Genomic DNA, 23,368 nt, shown 5'->3' on the forward strand with positions numbered 1-23,368 from the left:
GAGCCTAGAGCCAGTTCGGCTCCTACACCGCACACCCAACACGTCTGAGTCGCCCAACTTCCTCATCAAGGTGGAGCAACGCTGCCATGCCTGAGAACTCCGAGCCCCGCTTCGACGCTGATGACACCTGGGCCAGGGCTGTCTCGACGTTCACCGGGTTCCCCATGACCGGTAGGGCTGCGATGTTCGAGAAGCTTACAAGCAGCGACGGCATCCCCCTATTCCGCATGGGCTTCGACAAGGTCGCAATGAAAGCTGTTGACCTTGACAACATGGGCTGGATGAGAAGTAACGGTGAAGATTACGTCCTACCGTTCTACAACGCCCCTGGCGACGGTCATCACAAGGACGGGATCTCGATGTATGAGGCCCTGTTCGTGTTCATCGGCGTCATCATCGGCGAGGACGGCCGGGCGCGCCTGCTCCCTCAGGGAACAGGGGGCAGAGGTGGTGCTTTCACGGGTGTCTTGGGTGATGAATGGGACAGCACTGCCAAGGCACAGTACATCGGCGGTCCAGGAGTAGCCCTCGGAGCGCTGCTGCAACCCCCCTACTCAACCAGGGACCACGGAGATCACAACTCCGACGTCATCTCCGACGCAAACGCTGTTGACCTCGGCTCGTTCGAACGAGTGGCGCAGTCATTCGACCGCACGAAACAGTTCATTGTTGATCACGCAGCCGTACTCAATGCGTGGGAGCAGGCGATGGGGGCCGACGAGGCAGCCTGGAGGGGAAGTGCAGCCGGCGCATTCAAGGACCTCTTGCACACCCTTCGGACAAACTACGACGACTATCTGCGGCAGATGGGTGGACCCACGTTCCAAGGTGCTCACACCACCCTCGGTGGATACACGCCCACCTCCACGTACGGCGACGCCATGGCCCAGGCGCAGCAAGCCCTCGCCGTAGAAGCCAGGCGGCTTTACGACGCTTGGCACGCGTGGTCGCACGATCCCAATTACATTCACGATCCGCATCACGCTGTGCTGACCATGCTGGACAGAGTGCAGCAGTGGCTCTGGGTGAACAACATCAGCCAGGTCAACGTGCGCACCGGCAGAGGGCACACACCTTCCTACGAGACCACCGCGGCCTTCAAGGAAAACCTCGAACTCGATGTGCCCGAACTCGGTCGCGTGATCTCGGGCAACCTCCGCGATACGAACACCTGGAAACAGATCGGCCAGGCAGCAGTCGACCTGTGGAATCTGAACGTCAACAGAACGCTTGTTCCTGCCGCAGAGACTGCCCTGTCGAACCTGAACAATGCGTGGGCAAGCATCAGTTCCCTTATCGGAACGCCAATGGAGACCAAAGCCACCAGCCCGCTCTCCGCACAGACCCCAGGGGCGCAAGCAGCGGATGCCAGCGCGAGGGCCGGCCGAGCAGCTTCGGAACTCGAACGCCTTAACGAGACACTGGGCGCTGGGCCGGGCAGCAGTGGTCTGAACGGGGGTGGATTGGGCGGGGGCCTGGGCGTTCCAGGGGCGAACATCCCTGACGGGCTGGGTGCACCCGGGACCCCGGGGGGCCTCACTGAATCGGCTGACAGTCCGGGGTCGTCCGCTCCCTTGAACGGCTCTGGTGGAATCCCGGCCCTGGACGGCACCGCTCTGGATGCCCTCAATGGTCCGGGAACTGTTCCGAGCCTGCAGGGTGCCACCGGCGATTCCGGCTTGCCGACAGGCGGAACATCGTCTGCCGCGAACGGATCAGGTGCAGGGGCGCTCCCCTTCCTTCCACTGAGCCCTGGCATCCTCCCTCCGGCGCCCCCCAATAGGGGCACCGGCCCCGGCGGGCAATTGTCGTCGCCGCTCAACCCGGGCCTCGACACGAGCAGCCTCACCAATCCGGACGGCAGCGTTACTCGGCTGAACCCCGACGGCTCGCTTGTGACAAGCAATCCGGACGGTACTACCACTGCGTTCGACCCGGACACTGGCAAGCTCACAACGCTTTCTCCCGACGGCAGTGAAACGGTCACGGACCTGAGCTCAGGGCGTGCCGTCACCGGCTCGGATGGCATCACGTCGAGGCTGAACCCTGATGGCACCCTCACCACCGTCTTCCCCGACGGCACCAGTACGACGGTGAGCCCGGACATCGGTTCGGTAAGCACCACTACTCCGGACGGTGAAGTGTCCACGGCCCGTCTCAACCCCAGCGGGGGAGTTGACGGGTCCTTCGGTGGCGATGGTGCGTCCGGTCTGGACACCAGTGTGTCTGGGCTGTCCGAGCTCCGGGAAAGTCTCGGCGACCTGGGGACCCCGGGGGGAATTGGTGGTGGTCTGGCCGGCGGCGATTCCATTGCCGGACTGAACCCGAGTGGGGGAGGCGACGGGACGTTTGGGGGCGGTGGGCTGTCCGACCAGGGTGCTGGAACGTCAGAGCTGTCCGCGCTCAACGACAGTCTCGGAGACTTGGCGTCTGTCGGCTCGGGAGGGGGAGCGGGACTTGATGGACTTGGCGCTTCCGGTGGTCTCAACGCTGCTGAAGCTGCCGGTGCTGCAGGCGGAGGCGTGAGCGGCCTCGATGACGAGCTTGGCTACGACGAATTTGATGCCGACGCGACGACCGCAGGCGCGCTCGGCGCGCCAGCAGCGGGCGCAGGTGTCGGCGGTCCGGGAGCGGGTGCAACTCCCCTGAACCCTATGCCGATGGGTATGCCGATGGGCGGCATGGGCGGCATGGGTGGCATGGGTGGTGGCGGCCAGTCGTCCAACGAGCGTGTTCGAAACGTCCTGACCGATCCCGGTGGCAGCACCACTCCCGGTCGTGGCAACAGGTCGAGCAGGCGTTCGGCTGAGGGTGTAGACGCTGGTCCTGCGCGGCGACGCAGCACCTCAAGTGCTGCGGGCTCTGCCACCGCGACGCAGGACGCAGGCCAGGGCGCTCAGGCCACGCAGAGCAGCGTGCGACCGGTGGACTGGACACCTGAGGAAGAGGACGTCTGGGGCACCGATGAAGGTGGAGCGCCTGCGTCAATCGGACGTTGAGCACAGCAGGAGGACTGGCATGCAGGAATCATTTGAAAAGCGCATCGCGCAGGCGATGAGTGAACTCGAAACGACACAGGCAGCGCTGGCCAAGGCTCAAGAGGATCTTCGCGCAGCCACCATGATTTCAAGGTCGCGAGACCGTGCCGTGGAGGTCACTGTGGGGCCTCAGGGTGAGCTCATTGGGTTGAGCTTTCTCGAGAGCAAGTATCGCTCGATGTCGGCGACGCAGTTGGCTGCCAGCGTGCTTGAGGCTGCGGATAGTGCGCGCGCCATGATGGCACGGCAAGTCATGGAGGCTTTTCAGCCTCTGCTGACTGGCAGCCCCACTGTCCCTGAGATCGGGGCTACGCAGGTGGATTGGCAAGACATCTTCGGCGGCGTCGACCTTGAGGGTGTTGATGGGTTTTCGGTGGGTGGTCGGTTGCGGGATGAGTTGTCTGAGGATGAGGAGGGTTGATTGTGCCTGAGCATGGTGCGGGTGGTGTGTCGGGTTCTGGTGGTGGGGTGTCGGGGGCGGTTCCGGTGCCGGTGCCGGTGCCGGTGCCGGTGTCGGGTGTGGGTGGGTCGTCGTATTCGGCTGATCCGGCGCGGGTGCAGTACGGGTTGCGGGAGATGCAGAAGATTGCCGGCCTGGCGCAGGAGATGATGCGGGATTTTGAGGCTGCTGTTGCTGTGACGCGGGGTTGGGAGGGTGAGGGGGACAGTTTCGCGAGGGAGAACAAGCCGAGGGTGGCGGCGGAGAACAAGGCGGCGTCCGAGACGGTTCGGGCGGTTGCGGAGGCGATTTCGTCGGCTGCTGACGCGACGGCGGGGAATGTGAAGAGTATTCAGTCTCATCAGGGTGGCGTGGTGGACGCTGTCCGTGAGGAGGCGCGTAAGAGCGAGGGTCTGGGAAGGCGCTGAGCGTGTATGGCGATTGAGCCCTCTGAGGATTTGCAGCGGCTGATCTTTGTTTTGACCGGTGAGCGGTTTCTTGAGGCGGATGAGGATCGTGGCTATGCGAGTCATGATCCTTATGTTCGTCTGGCGAGGCGGGCGCGGGATCTGTCGGGGACGATTGAGGGCTCGGTTGGTGGGATTGGTCGTGCGTTGCCGGGGGAGGCGGGTGCGGCGTATGTGCGGGCTATGCGGTTGTTGGTGAATGATGGCGGCCGTAATGCTTTGGGGGAGTTTGCGGGGCAGTTGGACCGGATTGCTGATGGTCGGGTCCGGACGTCGATGAATGTTACGGAGTCGAAGTGGCAGTTGGTCGCTGAGCTGGTTCGGTTGTTGATCGAGCTGGCGGTGTTGGCGGCGATGGCGTTCTTCTCGGGGGGTTTGTCGGCGGGGCAGCAGGCGGTGGCGATGCTGCGGTCGCGGGTTTTTTTGTTGACGGTGCTGGATGCGTTGTTGAGTCGGACGCGGTTGATGCCGTCGTTGAGTGAGGCGTTCGAGGAGGCGTTCCAGACGTTTGCGGTGCGTCTGGCGTTGATGGTGGCGGGGCCTGAGGGGCGTCGTCCGAAGGGGTTCGATCTGGGGGATATTGCCCGGTCGGCTGTGGTGGGTGGTTTGGCGGGTGCGTTCCACGGGGTGTTGTCGGGGACGGTCGGGAAGGTGTTGACGGGCCGGTTGGGGCGGCCGTTGGTGAAGGATGTGTCGGGGGACGTGGCGGTGAAGGTTGCGCCGCGGGGGGTGTTCACGGCCGGCAACGGGGTGCGGGCGGTGGGTGCGGGTGCGGGTGCGTTCGTGGCCGAGGGGGCCGCGGAAGCCGGTGCGGAGTTCGTGACCAATGGTCTGTTCGACGGCCGGTGGAAGGTCGAGGCGTCCACGTTCTACGGCGCCGGGATCAGTGGTGTCACCGAAGGCGTCCTCACCGCCGGCGTCGTCGCCGGCGCGTTCGCGTTGAAGGACAGCATCTCGCGCATCAAGAGCGTCGCCACCAGCACGGGTGACGTCCGTTCCGGTGACGCGGGGACCACCGCCGATCAGACGTCGGTGGTCAACACCACCGACCTCACCGCGACCGGCACTGAAACCGGCCCGGTCACCAGGGTGGCGGGCGGCATCGTCACGAGCACCCAGACCACCGCGGCCGCCGCCAGCCACGACACGGACGCGCACAGCATCGACACCGCACCGGTCACAGCCCCCGGCACCACGCCACCGGCAACAACCAGCAACAACACCCCAAGCCCCGCCGTAGTAACACGCCAAGCACCCTCCACCGGCGCTTCATTTGCCGACAGTGACGCAACGAGCTCGACATCCATCACCGCCAGGCAATCGGGCCTGGCACCCCTAACCGGGGCTGTGGACACCACAGGTGCACATAGCGGAACCGGCAGGCAGCCGTCTCAGCACGCTGTAACCGGCGCGGAGTCTGACACGGATACAACTGACCGAGTCAGTGACGCGACGCGGCCTCCAGCCGCGCCGGTCGTTGGCGCCGGGATCCGCAGCGACGCGACGATCTCGCATGCACCTGAGCCGCCCATCGGCGGTCCGCTACCGCAGAGCGATGTCCCTACACCCACGGCAGGCGGACCCCCGACTCCCTCGGCTGCCCAAGCGCCCAGTGGAACACAGGAGCCTGCACGAGGCGAACGCGGAGTGAAGGATGCAGGTGTAGCGTCTCGCGCGGGCGCGGCGGAGGCGGCAAACCCTCAGAGCGCCCGCGCAGCGCAACCGCCGGCCTCGGCGTCGACGACCGGGCACCCCGCGTTGAGCAGCGGCGAAGCCCAGTCCCCCCAACATGTTGCACACGATGGGCAACAGCCTTACGGCTCGATTGCGTTGCCTTTGCCGGAGTCGGTGACCGCATCCACTGACTGGCCCACTCAGGACGTCGGCGCCGCGCTTACCACCCACGCCTCCCAGACCACACGCGGGCAAGAACCGTTGACCGGTCCCGCGCTCGGGACCGCCCACCAGACTGGCTCCGCAGCGCCATTCGCAGACGCGGCTGATGCAGAGCAGACCGGCCCCGAGCGAAGTGGCTATGCCGAGGCGCTTCCCCTACCTCCAACGGCGGCATCGGGCATAGCTGACGGTCCTCCGGGGACGGCGGCGCCGACTACGAAGCATGCAGCAGAGCAGAGCCCGAACGCGAAAGCGTTGCCACCACGCACTCTTGCCGTCCACGGTTCCGCTGCCCCCGCCACCAACCAGGCGGCGCCAAGGAGCAACAACGCGACAACGGGCGACACGGCAACTGCTGGCTCCACACATGATCGACCGCAAACCACAGAGTCGTCCGCGGGCTCGCACGAGGCAGACACCGCGAATTCAGCCCTGTCCACTGGTGAACAGGCGGGCTGGCGGTTGTCGGAGCTAGGGCTGGAGCCTGGCGCGGCTCGATCCGCTGCTGAAAGACAGGCCACCGAAGGCGCTGCTGGATGGGCGGAGCCCTCCGACGCGGCCGTCACCCCGAACCAGGGCGAGCTGACAGCCCCTGCCGGCACAGCGTTGATGTCTCACACGTCGACGGCGGGGGAGACGCTTGACATCACGCAGCTTGCAGGACAGTGGTTCGGTGTGAGGCGGCCCTCTCCATCGATGGAAGAGCGCACGGCCCGGTTGGTCGCCGTAGTGGAGAGACGCCAGACTGAACAGCGCGGCGAAGGGGCACCGCATGATGGCGCGGAGAGGGAGCCTTCCCTGTCGGAGGGTATTGCGGACCTCGCGACAGTACTGCTGGGGGTGCGCGACGCTGAACGCGTGGCACGCGACATGCCGATGGTCCTCCCTGGAGTGATGGTAAGGATGGTGGGCGACGTTGAGCACGTACTGGCCACCGCCCTCCTGACAGGCCCCGGAATACAGCACCCGCCTCTCGTTGCTCGAGCCCGCGAGTATCTTGCCGAACGCCTGCTCCCACTCGGAGAGCGTGAGCGGCTGATGCAGCAGGCCGAACACCTGGTGCGCTCCGGGCACAACCTTCATGACCAGTCAATCCTGCGGGGAACCACGCGGTACACCTTGCGCGAAGGCATCACCGCACTTGTTGCCGCGGAGTACCACCGCAACGGTCCCGAAGCAGCGTTGGAACTCTCACGCCTCCTTGCCCAAGCGCACAAATCGCAACGAAACGGGCTTCTTGGCGGGGGGAAGCACGTATCCGACGCACTCCTCGCAGAAGCGCTCAGGGCCTGGCGAGCCACGGATCCTGCCCGACAGCATCCGCGTCCATCGAAGAGCGTTGTTCAGCACGTTGACGGACAGGACGTAGATCTCGGCCCGATCATCGACAGGATTACCCACGGGAAGCGGAGAGTGTCCCAAGAGCTGGCAGATTTGCTGGCGCAGCTGACCGACATTCACGTCGAGGCCACCTCGGACACCGCTCGCCGGTGGCCGGATGACATGGTTATCGAAGCACTCGAACATCACTATGCCGACTCGCAGAATGCAGGGAAGCCACCTTCGACCAACACGAGAGTCGAAATCCGTGGGCAACAGGTGCCCGTGGGGAAGATCCTCTTCGAGATTCAGCGTGGCAACCGAACAACATCTCGGGAGGTCGCCGAGGCGCTCGAACGGATAGCCGGCATACAGGTAGAGCAGCGTGCTCGAGCAGCGGGGCGGCGCGAACGCTGGCCGGACGACCTGGTGCTCGAGGCGCTCGAACACCATTACGCGAACCCCGGAAACATAGGGAAGCCGCCTCCCACCGCAGTCAAGGTGGACATACGGGGGCATCAAGTCCCCCTGGGCGTCATCGCCTGGGACATCATGCATGGCCGACGAAAGACAAAGTCGACTGCGCTGCGACAGGCCCTGGAGGCACGAGGGCGGTCTGCCCCAACGGCCTTGACCGGCGGCACCTCACTCCCTGACGTGCGATCCGTCGATCTCCTGCGCACATCCCCACTGGCAACGGCGCATCTCGACCCGGCGCCTGGTTTGTGGCCGCATCTGCAGGGTGTGGGGGCTGGCTCGGTTGTGGGGGCGTCTTTTGATGGTGGTGGGTTTTTCTCTTCGGTGATGCCTGGTGGGTTGGAGGGTTCGTCTGGGTCGGCTGCTGGCTTTGCCGGTTTGGGTGGGTTGTCCGATGGGGGCTGGGGCTCCGCGATAGTGGTCGGCGGTCTTGCGTCGGCTGCTATGGGAGCTGAGGTGAGTGGTCAGGCTGAGTTGTTGGACCCGGCGCCTGGTTTGTGGCCGCATCTGCAGGGTGTGGGGGCTGGCTCGGTTGTGGGGGCGTCTCTTGATGGTGGTGGGTTTTTCTCTTCGGTGATGCCTGGTGGGTTGGAGGGTTCGTCTGGGTCGGCTGCTGGCTTTGCCGGTTTGGGTGGGTTGTCCGATGGGGGCTGGGGCTCCGCGATGGCGCCGGAAGGCTCCAGGACGACAACCGAAGCCGGTGCTGATCCCGCTTCGGCTGAAGTGCCGGTGGACCCGACATCCCATGAATGGGCGGATTTCAGCGAGCTGGTAGTCAACATCGCTGCCGAAGGTCATGGCCATCTCCGTGGCGAAGATGTGGTGCGCTCGGAATCCATGCATGCACCCGCAAGACGTGACGCAGCGTTGCCTGTTGGAGGGCCGTCGTCGGAGCCCGTTGGCGGCGACGCGTGGTCGGACCGCTCGGTAGTAGCAGCTCTCAAAGCATGGCGTGACGAGAATCGTGAGCCGTGGGGGGCCCTGCCGGGAGCAGAGACCGTGCAGCCTGTCGACGGACGGCAGGTGCCACTGGGGCAGATATTCGCGAGCATTCTGGCGGGTGAGCGTAAGCCGTCAGCGCACCTCATGAGAGCGACGTGGGAACTGGCCGGCGCGTTTGCGCTGAGGTCGGACGCTACGGAAGTCGAGGTGATGGAGTGGACCTCGGCGGCAATGAACGACTCTCAGGTTCCTGCCGATTCGATACCGCCGACTCCAGTGCAGCCATCAGAGTCTGTAGATCATGACCAGTCCCAAATAGCCGCTGGGCCGTCCACTGGACGCGTGCCGAACTCGAAGAACATCGGAACGCAACAATCCCGGAGAGATCATGTTTCCGATGAAACGCTGGCGGAAGCCATCAGGGCCTGGCGCGCAACGGACCCTGAGTGGAAGCACCCGCACCCTGCCACGAACGAGGTGCAATATGTTCGGGGGCAAAAAGTCCGTATAGGTGAGATAGTTCGCTCCATTCGGGCAGGAAAGCGAGTGGCAAGCCAAGAGCTTGTAGAGGTGCTGGACGCGCTGACGGATGTGCATGTGCCTGCCTCGGACCACCTCCGCACGAGGCAAGCTAAGTGGCCTGACGCACTGGTCATAGAGGCAATTGAGATGTACTACGCCGATCAGGATAACCGTGGGAAGCGGCCGCATTTCAACGAGGTCATCGAAGTTCAAGGTCGCCAAGTGCCGCTGGGTAGAATTCTCTATCGGATTTCGGCCGGCATTCGCTCGGAGTCACCCGTCATCGCCGAAGCGCTTCAGCGTGTGGCCAATATTGAAATTTCGTATACTCGTCGGAAGTTCGAGAGATGGTCTGATCGAGACGTAATCGCGGCTCTCGATCGCTATCATGCCAGTTCCGGCCATATGAACAGACTGCCGAACTATGATGTACACGTTGAGGTTAGCGGGCGTCAGGTGCCACTGGGGAGGCTGATCTCGAAGATCCGCAGTGGCGAGCGGAAGAATGTATCGGAGGACTTGCAGAGCAAGCTGACTCGACTGCTGCCAGTAGCTGGGGGCGTTGAATCTGCTGTGGGAGCATCCGGTGCCGTGCCCGGCCTGTCCTTGGCGACTACTGCAAGAACATGGCCGACGGAAGGTGGTGCGCACCTCTACGCGGTCATGGAGGACGTCCGGGGCGCAACGGCTTGGTCGGGTCCGCTTTTTGAAGCCAATTCCATGATCCCTATGGAGACAACGGGCACGAGCAGCGATGGAACGCAGCAGTCCCTCGTCGTGCCCGCCGCGAATGCTGCGGGATCGGTTGAATCTCGGGTAGTGCCTCATGCCGGGGGGGACGCGAGCGTCGAGACCGTCGGTATCTGGGCCGATCCGACGCGGGCCGAGCGAGATAACGTCACGTACCTTGCGGCTGAATGGTTCGGCGTGGAACAGCCTTCTTCGGGAATGGTTGAACGCGTGCGGCGATTGATCGCTGCGTTGGACCGGTATCGGGCGAGGCAGGAAGGGACAGCGATCCCGACCGGTGTGGAGCGTGACTCCGCTGGTCTGTCGGCGGGCATCGTTGATCTGGCTGTCGAGTTGCTTGGCGTGCGGGACGCTGAGCGTGTGGCGCGAGACGCGCCGGCTGTCCTCCCCGCCGTCTTGGTGCGCATGGTGGGTGACGTAGAGCAGACACTCCTTGCGGTCTCGCCGAGTGATGCAAACCCGCCACTGGTCCAAAGTGCCCAAGAGTACCTGGCCGACTGGCCGCTCTCGGAGGCAGAACGCGAGCGTCTGACACGACAGGCCGAAGACCTGGTCCGCTCGCAACACAACCTCCATGACCAGTCGGTCCTGCGCGGAACCATGCGGCACACGCTGCGCGAGGGCATCACCACGCTCGTCGCTGCGGAGTATCACCGCAACGGGCCTGAAGCAGCACTCGAACTCTCACGCCTACTCGCCCAAGCACACAGCACCCAACGAACCGGCCTTCTAGGGGGAGGCACCACACCTTCCCGCATGGCCGCCGCTGAAGGCACCAAGCCACACCTCAACGATGACGGATCAGACACCGATTCGCAGTCGATGCTTTCCTGGCACACCGCAGAGCAGGGTGAGCCAGATGAATCTTCCTCCGAGTCTGATCATGTTGTTGTGGCCCCCGGTGGTGCTGATGGGCAAGATAGACCGTCTGCTCCTCCTGCTGAGGCGGGCCAGCGTGGGGAGCAGGGTTCGCCGGCTGTTGTGTGGTTCGACGACGACTCATCGTCCGAGTCTGGTCATGTAGCTCCCGTGCCGGATGCCGGTGCCTCCTCTCCTCGAGCCGCGTCCGCTGAGCCGTCATCGCACCAATCGGCCCTGGGCGAACGCGGCACTACGTTTCCTGCTGAGGCGGGCCAGCGTGGGGAGCAGGGTTCGCCGGCTGTTGTGTGGTTCGACGACGACTCATCGTCCGAGTCTGGTCATGTAGCTCCCGTGCCGGATGCCGGTGCCTCCTCTCCCCGGGGCGCGTCCGCTGAGCCGTCATCGCAGCGGTCGGCCTTGCGACACGGCGCTGAGTCCGTACCGGCGGCTCTGAGGCGACGAGTGCGCTTCGCGGACATGCCAGAAGCCGAGGTCCCCGACAGCGCGACCTCTGACGTCCGTGAGCTGGTTCAGGCGTTGGAGAACGAACGAACTCGCAGACGCCGAGCAACTGGGCATGCGGACCCGCACATCCCTGGAAGTCGGGTCGCCGGCTATCCGAGAGGCATTCCAAGGGGCGCGGAGCAGGACAGACGGGTATCCGCGCCCCGCGTGCTCACCGCGGACGAACAGCGGGAATGGGTAGAGTTCGTCAGCGACCGGTCAGTGGGCGATGCGCCAGTCGACGTGAACGAGCGCCTGGCGTGGGGTAGGTCGGTTCGCGACGAGGCGTGGTCTTACTTGCGTGACCTCCAGCGGGAGGTTCTGTTCGCGCCGAGAGACGGGAAAGCGGCAACGCTCCCGTCAACGGGAGACCTCGACATTCAACTCCCGATGGCGACGATGGACCTGGACAGGCCGGTCGACACGGACCGGGGCTACTTTGACCCCTCCTTCATGGAAGGTGCAAAGGATGTCTTTGCGGACGGCAGCAGTCTGACCCGACACATCACGTCGGCTGGCGGCACTCACATCACCCTGCGGGGTGCGGAAGGCGTGGCTCGCACTATCACTGGGCTCCTTCGCCCTCACGATGCGGATGCCGTGAAGGTGCGTGCCGGGCTTCAGGAGATTCTGACGCGGCGACCTGACGTTCTGCTGTCGAATCTGGCGGGCTCTCGCCGCCGATTGGGTGCCTCCATGCAGCCAGCCGCCGGCGGCGCCCCTGGGCCTGCTGATCTTCTTGGTGACGGTCACTTCCTGCCTTTCCGCGGGGCGGACGGGCACAGTCGCGTGGCGGTGATCAGGGCACGCAACACGGGCCACTACACCCGCTACGAAGATGCCAAGAGTACCGACGATGACACACGTGACACTCATGTCGAACAAACACGTGGGGCTTCCGAGAGCAGCACGCAGTCGACCAGGCAGGCATCGAACCGCTCTTACGGTGTGAATACGGGTATTCTTCCTGGAGCCGGCACGACCATGATGGGAGCGGTCGCAGCAGCGGGAAGTTACAACCAGACCAGCCACGTCACGTCACACACCCTCAGTTCCGGGGAAACGTCGATCGTTTCCACCAAGGGCGCCTCGACTACGTACGTCAATGACATGGCGTACGACGTGGAGGTGTATGAGCAACTCGGCGACGGCACACTGGCTATGACGGAGGCGGCTCATCGATTTGTTGTGCGCAACGGTTTCCAGTGGCGGGTGCCGGACAGCCTGACACGCAAGCAGGAGGGCCCTCCGAAACTCCCCCAGGAGATCCGCCTTGCCGAGGCGAAGGCCGTGGCGCCGATCACGGTCGATGACTTCGCACCCTCCTCCGACTTGGTCCCTTGGGCTCTACAGGTGGCACAGAGGCACGCGGGTGTCACGCTCGCCATGGACGCGGCCGCCGACATCGTGCACTTCTTCCGGCGCGACACGATGGCGGACTGGCTGATCACTGGGATGCGCGGCACGGTGCGAAGTCCCGATCTGCGTGACGCCAAGGGGCGAGTTGCGGGGTACTTCAGCTACAGAGTCGTCCCGGATCCGGCCAGCCCCTCGAAGCTGCAAGCCACCGTTGATGAGGTGGATCAGACTGTGCTGGCCAGCACGTCGGTTGCCAGCTCGCGCACGCGGGCCGTGAACAGGAACGCCAATGTGGCCATCACTGTCGGGCCGGTGGAAAACATGGAAGTCGCCCGAGGCCAGGTCGGCCTCACTGTGCAGGCGAACGCGGCCCGCACAGATGCCACGACGGCCACAGCCTCGGGCGAGTCGGTGTCGGGAACAGTCAGGAAAGGGCTCACGGGGCTCTACCAGGCAAACCTTCGGCTACAGGTCACCTTCACGCCTGGATACGAAACCGCCGGCCTCACACCTCCGTGGTCACTGACGCACGACCAGCCCACCCTGCCGACGGAGCAAGAAGCGTGGCAGGAAGCGCTGCGCGCTGAACTGACGACCCAACTGCCCGCAAGAGCACTGCTCCGGCTCCCAGAGCAAGAGGCACGAGAGCTGGGTGGCTGGGACCCGGACACGGGATTGCGGCAGCCCGATGCGAAGGCCCTCCCCGAAGCGCAGGACACATCCCCGGCCCCGCTCACCCCTGCACTCGCACCACCACCCGCAATCAGGGGGCCTTTCCTGCAGGTCATGTCCGATCATGTAGGTCGCTTCGACGTGACGGAGCGCGTCAGCAAGCCGCTCCCTGACCGGCGACTTCCCCGGCGTAACGCCTGGACGCTCCAGCGCACGCAAAGTGACCCGCTGACGGAATCGACCGAGACGCGTACACGTCCTCACTCGCGGCCCTTCATGCGGCGAGCCGTGTCGCAGGGTGCGACCAGCAGCACCCAGTCCAGCGCCCGCCACAGCGAGTCAAGAATCGCTGCATCTCGTGACGACACCCCGACGGCGCTGCCTGACGACACAACGGCACCCTCCCCCGAGGTGGCAACCTCTCTCAGCGATCAGATGCTGCAGCGTGTCCTCGACGACATTCGCAAGCACCCGGAACTTCGGCCGTTTGTCGACCCGGACCCCTCTGCACTGCGTCGCTTGACCTATCGAGCGTCCAACGCCGTGTCTCACACGGTGCACAAAGCACGGCGTCGTATACAGCAGGCCAATAGCAAGGAAAAGGTATCGAGTACGACCACACAGTCGCGGCTCCGGGCGAGGACGAACGTCCCCTACCCGAGACCGGGACGCCAAGCTCGCAACGCGCAGATGAACAAAAACCAAAGGCTTGGCACGGTCTTCGGCCCTCACCGTCTCGACGGCCGACTGCGAGCGATACTCAACCCCGAGACGGGGGAATGGACTATCACCCTCAACCGGCACGGAGTCCTCCGCAGGGAAGCGCTCGTCCTGGTGCTAAAGGGTGGCCAGTGGGAAACCCCGACGTGGACCGGCTACCGCCCGGACATCCGTCTCGTCAACGGACTTGCGGCGACCACCGACACGTCACGCAACTCCGAGGCCAACTACGCCTTGCAGGTGGGACTGGGCGCCGAAGGAGGCGTGCACCCTGTCAGTCCCAGCGGGCGTGTCACAGCCGGTATCGGCGCATCCATCGGACTCGGCAAGTCCCACGGCTCGGCAACCGGGATCGAAGCCCGGAGCGAGCACGTCGTGTCCACGCCTGGAGCACACCTCTTCAAGACCGAGGGGGACTTCAAGGTCACAGCCTTCCTCCAGCGCAGGCCCAGGTCCGTGCCACGCATCCTCACCGGTAATTGGCTCCTGTCACCACGCCAACAGGTCCCTCTCAGCGGTGAGGCGGACGGAGCGCTCGTGTTCAAGGCGACGGCGCAGATCTTCCACCCGGCCCCGCTGATGCCCGACCGGCTGCGCCGTCTTCGACCGCTCACGGAGAGAGACCAGCCGACCCCACCCTCCATACCGCTCACTGCCCGGCAGGCTCTCGCCCTACGGAATCAATTCAGAAATGCGCCAGAGCCGAGCGACCGCAGCGACACGGAAGACCGCGACACCACGCAGCGTCTCGAGCCCGTGCACCACACTCACGTGCGGGTCGGACACACCAAGGCTTTGGCCGACCTCATCCGTAAAGTTGTGGCCGAGGTGTCTCCGGAGGAGTCTGCGTGGGCATTCAGTGTTCCGGGCAGTGACGAGTCTCAAGCTGTTGAAATCCACGCCAACGGCAAGCTTGAAGCCTACGTGGCCTCCATGCTCCGCGACGGACTCCGCCTCGACCGCCTGTTCATCCAGGGACGCGTCTTCCGGCACGAAGCAGAAGTACGCCTGCATGCCATGCCCCTGCTGCATCGCGCCCAGGACGTTGTCGATACGGGCCTGACAGCAGCCCGGGTCAACAAGAGCACTCTGTCGGTCAGCACCTCCGCTGGAACTCAGCGCACCACCGCTCTGCGGATCCAAGCCGGCGGGGTCGGAGCCATCGATTCTGCCGCCCCCGGCCGTACTCCCCTCGTCACGGCAGGAAACGCGGTGTGGAACCTCTACCAGCGCATCCGTATCCGCGCCGAGGCCCAGACACTGGGGGCCTCCTGGCAGATGCAGGAGGAAAGATCGGGCAGGAAGGTTCGAGCGGGGTACGACAGCACCATTTTCGTAGCCGAGGCATACGCCCGATCGCGCCGATGGGGTGCACCGGCCCGGACATCCGCGGCAGGCGTCGTCGTTTTCGGGCAGCGCGATGACGTGTTGGACCTGGACGAGGCGCAGGAACTGGGACTCGTCACCAACGGCCTCCAGCAGCAGGCTCCCGAACCAGGCACCCTCAAGCCCCTCCTGACGATCCCTGCGCACACTTCTGTAGCGGGGACACTGGACCCCTCCGCCGCTGTCCGAGCCTTCCAGAGAGAGTTGCGTAGCCAAGGGGTGGGTGATGTCCTTCCCGACTTTGCCGTCGGTGACCTGGGAGGTGTGCGCTCCGAGTTCAACGCTCATGTCACCCCTCACGGTCTGCTCGCGCACTACGCGCAGCTTGTCCGAGAGGAAGGAGTGACATGGCGGCATTTCCACAAGAAGCTTGTCGGCGCGAACTCCGGAGAAGTTCGGGTCCGACTGGTGCCAGTCGAGCGCCGCTTCCGGCGAACGCGTCACAATATTGAGATTGAGGAGCAGCGCTCGCTCACGACTGCATCTCAGATGGTGACGGAAAGCGAACACCGCGAAGGTGTGGGCATCAGCGGGCTTGTCCTGCCGGGCCTGGGAACCAACGACGACAAGGGAAAATTTGCAGGCCCCAGACTAGCCATCGCGCCACAAGCAGCAGTCACCGCCTCGAGCAGCCGAGGCAGGACTGTTCAGAACTCGACCACTGACAAGCGGACGGTCACCAGTAAGGGACTTCACGCTGAATTTGACGTGCAGCTTGATCTCGAGTTGAGCTACACCCGCGCAGACGGTCAGCACGTCACGGTGCGCAAACCGGCCGGCTCGGTCATTGAACTGCACGCCGTGCCACTCCTTCAGCCCGACGCGGGGCGTCCAGAGCGGAGTGCAGAAGCCGCCCCGACCCGAACCCCGGTAGCGGACGCGGCCTCTGAAGACGCACTTGACGTCGATACAGCCATCGAGGTGAAGCCAGCAACCGCAGCCAGTTCGTGGGACACCTTCGCGGACGAGCGGATCCTTGCCGTCCTGAGAAGCCCTGATGTGGCCATCCTGAACATTGCCGACGCACAGCGCCTTCAGAGGCACGTCGAGGCAGTGACTGAGCATGCCGTGAAGGCGGACCGACGCCGGCAGGCGACAGATGCCGACAAGAAGACGGCCAAGCTCGCCAGTCTGATCGGCACAGGTAGCCCCATCAACAGCAAGGCTACGAAACATCGTTGGGGCAAAGCCGCGCCGTCAGCAGCCATCACCGCCGTCAAAATGAACGTTGGCAGCACCACCCTCACCAGACCCGGAACCGCACCTCATCAACAGGTCACGCAGCAGTTCTCCTCGCACTTCCTTCCCCTGACCGCCCCCCGCGCCCTGGGGCCGAACGGCTACACACCACCCCCGGCACCCGACAGCCCACTGATCGGCTCCATGACCGGCACCCTCACCCACTATCTGCGCCCCACCCCGGGACAACGCCCTCGTTTGATCGAAGTGGTAGACGGGCTGACTGTGCAGACAAGGGCCGATCAGGCGAGCATGACTCAGAGCCAAGAGCAGGCCCTCGGCGTCGAGTCAGCCGTGGTTGGCGCAGTCTTCCCCATGGTGCCCACAGGTGACTCCACCATCAGCAATGTGGCTCCCAGCGAACGCCTTCCTGTGGGCAACGCCTCCGAGATGGGCCGCACAGGTCGAGGCCAGACGAATGCAGGGCAGACCGAAGTCGGAAACGAGGCCGAGCGGATGCTCGCCTTCGAGATCTCCCTAGATCACCGGGTGGAAGCCAGCGTCGTCAGAAGCCGAATGAAGCGCTACGCGGACGCAATCAGCGATGCGCTCCACGCCATGCGCCGCGCGCCCCAGCGTGGATACGCCGCACTGACCTCACAGTTCGGGTCATCGAGCTCGCCCTCCATCCGCCAGCGGGTTACTCCCGTCCCATCGCCTAGCAGCAGCGGCTTCTCAGCTTCCTTCACGTCGGAGAAGGGAGCGGTGTTCCTCATCCCCGAGCGAGTAGCCCGTGCGCAGGGGCTTCTCGACGATTCCCAGTACGAAGCTGTCAGCGCCGCCTACGACACGGTGAAGAAGCTTACCGACCAGCTGGTCGAGGCGAGGATCCACGAGGCTGCTGACACGACACTTGAGCGTGACTGGGAGGACCTGTACGGCGCCCTGCGTGAACCGAACCCGGACGCCCGGAAGGCCCTCTACGAAGCGGCCGCGCAGCGCCTCGTCGCACACCTACTGGAGCGAGCTTCGCGCCGTGACACACTCAGGCGCCTGACAGAAGAGCTGCAGCAGGCGCGGTTGAACGCACGCGAGCAACTGGAATGGCGCGAACGTGCCCCGGGCGATCCTGATGAGAGCCACCGGCCGGCACTTCACGAGCCCGCCGAGCTCGCGGTCCTGTCGAGCTACCCGCTGGCAGACCCCATCCCAGCGCCTGCGAACGTGGTCGAGCCCGACACACAGCCCTACGACGACGAGACGCTACGAATGCTGGCCCTCGAGGCTGAATTTGTCGGCGGGCTCTGCCCAGGCGGCTCGCTGCCGCCCCAGCACAAGCTGCTGCGCGAGACGTTTATCGCTCATGCTGTGGGCGTTGCGGCCCATGCCAAGCAGAAGGAGGCGCGGGCAGCGGAAGCTGCCGGAGACAGCGACCTGGCCGCACTGCACCGCGCTGAATTCGCATACCTTGCGACTACACAGCAGGCTGCCATCACTGCGCGCGACAACATGCGCACCGCTATCACCCGAGGCATCAGTCATCTGGGGGGCCTGGACACACCTGAAGGGTCCCATCTCGCGCGTGGAGGACTGCTCGACGTGCGGCCCGGGGAGGCAGCAGCGCTGCGGCACATGCTGGACGCCTTGCGGACGTCGGAGACCGATGGGGAGGCTGCGGACGCGGCAGACGACGTGACGAGTATGCGTCAGACGTATGTCGACCGGCTGAAGGACGAGAGCGTCCGCGCAGACGTGCAGCAAGTCGTCCAGGCATGGGCGCACGACAATATCCCGCAAGGTTCGGATGCACCCCCCACCGCACAATTGGCGGACCGGCCGCTGGCCGAACGGAGGGCCCTGGCCGCGCGGGAACTGCTGGGCAAGCCGTTCATCTTCGAAGCGGGACGCGACAGCGAGGCCAGCAGCACTACGCACTACACAGCACCCGACGGCACCGTCTTCGACATTCTCGACCCCCATGACACCGCCGACCCCTTGGCGACGGCAGGAGAGGGGCTTCCGCTGTCGCTTGAGGCGGCCCGACGCGTACTCCAGCAGCCCAGCGAGAACCCTCTCACCCGCAACCCTGCGCAGACAGCGCGCAATGTACGCAGCCAACTTGCCCAGCGACTGCGCCTCGACAGCCAAGACAATGCCCCTTGGCTGCAGGCAGCCTTCGACGACGGCGGAACCTGGCTACAGACAGAGGCGAACCGAGACGTCTTTACCGACCTCGACGTGCAGGCCGCCCAGCTCGGCGACCTAGACGCTCGGCATGCAACAGAACTCACACAGACTCGTGCGCTGCACGCCAACGTGTCGCTCCATCACGCAGCCCGCGTCGAACTCCTGGCACGCCAGCTCGAGCGCGAGGGATCATTCACGGCACCAGAAATCTCTGGAATTGTTTCAGCAGGCTACGACAATTCGGCCAGCGACTATGCTCCCCTCCTCTATGCCAGATCATTCGACGTCGAGGTCCACGTCGTCTGCCCGGGCCAGAGCACTCTAATATTCCATCCAGACGCATTGACGCCCGTCCGGCGTGAACTGCCACGTCTCCACATACTGCTCGACCATGGAACGTTCAAAGCGCTCATTCCGCGTCCGGAGTTCTCGGAACGGAAGTGGGAAAAGCTGCCTGACAGCCTGCCGCTTCACAAGGCACTCCGAACCGCTACGGAAGTGGTCGCGCAACGGCGAGGAAGAGGCGTCGAGTTCTTCACGCCGTCCGGGCAGCATCCGATCGAAGTACGACGTGTCGCTTACCACTTGCTCCAGCAGCCCTGGGACAGGGCCGGTGCGGAGAGACTGGCCCGGAAGCTCATTCCCAAAGTCCCTCTGGCACCCATCCTGCGCCTGCGCGGCGGCACGGATACTCCCACTTCAGAATCAGTCCCTGCCGAAAATCTGCCCGCTGCCGCCGACTCTTATGTCGATATCTCAACCATCACCCCCTCAAGGCCAGTCTGGCGACGCACAACAGAGACCTTGTGGCGTGCCACTAACGAAAAGCCGGAGATTGTATTTGCGCAAGGGTTCAAGCCCAAAGTGCCAAACAATACTGACCTGTTTTATCATGTAATGATAGGGGACAGGCATGATGCGTTCGTCTCAACCAGTACGAGAAGCGACATCGCCGATGTATTGCATCGGAGATACGTCGTACGCAAAGACCCATACCTGTATGAAATCAAGGCGCCTGGCGGAATAGATGTCTCTGCCACGATGCCCGATAATTCCTACTACCGCGAAGATAGGGAGATCGCATTTCCGGGCGGCGTCTCGCCACACTTCGTCAAGCAAATGGTCGAGTTGTCGAGCGGTAGAATAATTCACAACCCCGGATTCCTCGGCAGCGCAGCGCAGCAAACGCACCAACACGGCGACAGATCAGCAAGGCGCCCCCAGTCGACGGACCCTGGCCCACTGCGCCTGCGCGGAGGCTCGACGCGCGACAACACTGCAACGACCGGAGACCAAGCCGCCCCAACGCTCTCGGCCCAGCAAGCGCCAGCTCCAGCGCTGCCGGCAGGGATACGTGCATCGGCTCCGGAAGAGGTGACGGGCAACCAGTCTGAAGGCAACCCCTTCCGTTCCACGAACCTCGACGTGGCAACCAGCATCCCTACAGTCACGGCTCCCTCGTCGACAAGCAGTGAACTGGGATACCACGAGCACGTGCAGGAAAGAGTAACTCCGAGCCATATCCGCCCAGGTTCGGCAGAGGCGCCGAGCTCGAGTGAAGCACCAGTCGCTAGCGAGACCGACCCTGGGGAAGAAGCCAGTGCGTCAGGGCAGATCATTGAGCAAGTGATGCTGCGACTGGCCGGTCGCCCGGCAGGGCCCCACACGGAAGGCGGCGTGCCAGAGCGAGGAGGAAGCCCTGATATTGCGCAGCCATCCGCTGAGTCGCAGGCGAATCGGCTCGCCCGTGGCCCATTCGTGGGGGCGGCCGCCGGACCTCGTGAAGCGGGTAGCGCTGGGTCCGCCGCAGAGCGGGACCAGTCCCACCGGACGATGGTTGCGCACAGCTCGACGACCGTGCCCGCTGCCGCTCAGCCTGCTGCTGACCAGGGGATGGAGACGACTTCGGGACTGGAAGCGACGGGCGACCATCGGCAGGACCGCCACACAGCAGAGGAGAAGACCTACACGACAGCCCCTTCGCTACCGACCTCGCCAGAGTCAACAGGCTCGTCCGTCCCACAGGACCCACAGGACGGTGAAGGGCAAAAGCCTCGCGCAGGAGCGAACTCGGAGGAAGAGCAGGCGTCCCCGTCGGAGCGGACCGGTGACATGGCGTTCGACCCGACCCAGCTTGCAGGAGAATGGTTCGGTGTCAGCCAGCCCTCCCTTGACATGGTCGAAGACGTCCGGCGCTTGGTCGCTGCCGTGGAGAGACACCAAACTGCATGGCGGGGCGCAGACAGAGCGGCGGTAGGGCCGGAGAGCACTGCTGGGCTGTCCGCTGGCATCACCGACCTGGCGAGCGAGCTGCTGGGAGTGCGCCACGCCGAGCGAATAGCACGCGATACGCCAGCACTGCTGCCCGCGGTGCTGGTACGCGCAGTGGCCGATGTCGAGCAGACACTCGCTGCCGCACCCCCGACACGTCGGGGAGCGCAGTACCCGCCCCTCGTTGAAACGGCGCTGACCTATCTCGACGTTGCGGCGATCTCCGCGGCGCAACGGGAGCGGCTTATCCACCAGGCCGAGAACGTGGTCCGCGCCACACACAACCTCCATGACCACTCGGTACTGCGCGGAACCATGCGGCACACCTTGCGCGAAGGCATCATCGCCCTCGTAGCGGCGAAGTACCACCGCGACGGACCCGAAGCAGCACACGAACTCGCCCACCTCCTCGCCCAAGCCCACAGCACGCAGCGCTCCCGCCTTCTTGGAGGCGGCGACCACGTTTCTGATGAACTCCTTGCCGAAGCACTCCACGCCTGGCGCGCCGGCGACCCAGAACGACGCCGTCAGCGGCCGAGGCAAGCCGAGACGGTTCAGGTCAGGGGGCAGGAGGTAAAGTTGGGCCAGATCGTCTACAGAATTGGCCGCGGCCACCGAACGGTAAGTCAGCAGCTTGCTGTGGTACTGGCGGAACTTACTGACATCCAGGTTGCGGCAGACGCGTCACGGGCCTGGGGGAGTGACACATGGTCGGATGACCTACTACTTGAGGCGTTCGACGTCTACTACTCCGACCCTCGAAACGTCGGACACTCCCCACTCCCTGGCGCCAGGGTGGACATCCGGGGACGACGAGTACCCCTGGGCACGATCGCATGGGACATCACGAAGGGGCGCCGCAATACGACTCCGGCGGTGCGAGCCAGGCTTCAGGCCCAAGGACGCGTGCATGCACGAGACTTGTCAGAGGGCTTCGCCCCGAGCACCGGGATCACCGTTAGCGCTGGACGCGAACCCTCCGTTTCCGCTTCAGGAGTAGCCCCGGCGCCGGGTATGTGGCCCCACCTGCAAGGTGCCCGGCCCGGGGCGGGATCGACATCCCGGCGTGGATCCTTCGTGGGCACCACTACCGTGGAACCTTCCGCCGCTGGGTGGGACGGGATCAGGGTGGGGAACTTCGCCGATCTGTCGGCGGGTGATTGGGGGATGGGTTCGTCGGCCGGCGGTGCGGGACGTCAGTCGACGCCGTTGGGGTTGGATCCGGCGCCGGGTATGTGGCCCCACCTGCAAGGTGCCCGGCCCGGGGCGGGATCGACATCCCGGCGTGGATCCTTCGTGGGCACCACTACCGTGGAACCTTCCGCCGCTGGGTGGGACGGGATCAGGGTGGGGAACTTCGCCGATCTGTCGGCGGGTGATTGGGGGATGGGTTCGTCGGCCGGCGGTGCGGGACGTCAGTCGACGCCTTTGGGGTTGGATCCGGCGCCGGGTATGTGGCCCCACCTGCAAGGTGCCCGGCCCGGGGCGGGATCGACATCCCGGCGTGGATCCTTCGCGGGTTCCATCGCTGATTGGTACGGATCCGGGGTGGGGGCGGATTTGTTGCCGGGTGAGTCGAGGTTCGGTTGGTCGGCCGCTGGCGGGAGGCGTCCGTCGATGGCGGCTGGCGTGGATCCGGCGCCGGGCCTGTGGCCGCATCTGCAGGGTTCTCGGGGCGGGGCGGGAGTGCCGTCTCGGCCGGGATCATCGATGGGGATTGGATTTGGTGGGGTGGAGCAGCCGCCGAGGGCGGGTGGTGTGCGGTCTTCTGAGGCGCAAGAATCTGGACTGCTCGCCGATGGGGAGGTGTGGTCGGACAGATGGGTCGTTGCGGCGCTGGAGAGGTGGCGTGCGCAGCATCCTGAGGTGCGGGAGTGGGTACCGCCGACGGGCTTCGTGCAGCCGGTCAGTGGGCGGCTGGTGCCGCTCGGGCAGATCTTCGCCAGTATCCACAGCGGTGAGCAGAAGGCGTCTCCGACCGTGATGAGGGAGTCCTGGCGGCTGGCGGGGCTGATCGCGATTGGGCCGGGGGAATCGCATGCGGAGGAGTGGAGTAGGGCGCTGCTGGGTGTTTTGGACTCTGTGGGCCGGCCGGAGAGTGTGGCACTACCATCGGGAAGGGCCTCGGCAGCCGGGTCGTCTAGCTCGGGTGCCCGTGCAGTGTCCGGTCAGACATCGATGATGGGCCCAACGTTGAGCGCAGTAGGTTCCTACGCGGCCAGGCGCTCGTCTGTCAGCCAGGGTGGGCCCTATTTCCCCGCCGCAAGCCACCAGGGCGGGTCGGGGGCGCGGTCCAGCGCAACGCCAGCGGCAAGCCAGGACGATCCCTGGGCTTGGACACAGGACTTCGGGCGGTAGCTGGACAGGGGACTACTGAT

General features: G+C 64.8%; 4 protein-coding genes. All 4 read left to right on the forward strand.

What is annotated here, in order from left to right; translation table 11 throughout:
* The first annotated feature begins 86 nt into the window (after positions 1-86).
* The 4 genes from JE024_RS38810 (at position 87) to JE024_RS38825 (ending at position 23,348) form a co-directional block, all read left to right on the forward strand.
* Positions 87-2,999, forward strand: coding sequence for an AAWKG family protein (locus JE024_RS38810; protein WP_205378689.1), 2,913 nt, complete (start codon positions 87-89; stop codon positions 2,997-2,999).
* A 19-nt stretch (positions 3,000-3,018) separates the two neighbouring features.
* Entirely contained in the window at positions 3,019-3,459 is a 441-nt protein-coding gene (locus JE024_RS38815) for a YbaB/EbfC family nucleoid-associated protein (protein WP_205378690.1), read from the forward strand.
* A 155-nt stretch (positions 3,460-3,614) separates the two neighbouring features.
* Positions 3,615-3,905, forward strand: coding sequence for a hypothetical protein (locus JE024_RS38820; RefSeq protein ID WP_205378685.1), 291 nt, complete (start codon positions 3,615-3,617; stop codon positions 3,903-3,905).
* A gap of 6 nt (positions 3,906-3,911) precedes the next feature.
* Positions 3,912-23,348, forward strand: coding sequence for a scabin-related ADP-ribosyltransferase (locus JE024_RS38825; RefSeq protein ID WP_205378691.1), 19,437 nt, complete (start codon positions 3,912-3,914; stop codon positions 23,346-23,348).
* Positions 23,349-23,368 lie beyond the last annotated feature (20 nt).

The sequence above is a fragment of the Streptomyces zhihengii genome, assembly GCF_016919245.1.
Classification (GTDB): domain Bacteria; phylum Actinomycetota; class Actinomycetes; order Streptomycetales; family Streptomycetaceae; genus Streptomyces; species Streptomyces zhihengii.

Coding starts and splice junctions, on each gene's coding strand:
- JE024_RS38810 (WP_205378689.1), top strand. CDS start 87: ATGCCTGAGAACTCCGAGCCCCGCTTCGACGCTGATGACACCTGGGCC.
- JE024_RS38815 (WP_205378690.1), top strand. CDS start 3,019: ATGCAGGAATCATTTGAAAAGCGCATCGCGCAGGCGATGAGTGAACTC.
- JE024_RS38820 (WP_205378685.1), top strand. CDS start 3,615: ATGCAGAAGATTGCCGGCCTGGCGCAGGAGATGATGCGGGATTTTGAG.
- JE024_RS38825 (WP_205378691.1), top strand. CDS start 3,912: ATGGCGATTGAGCCCTCTGAGGATTTGCAGCGGCTGATCTTTGTTTTG.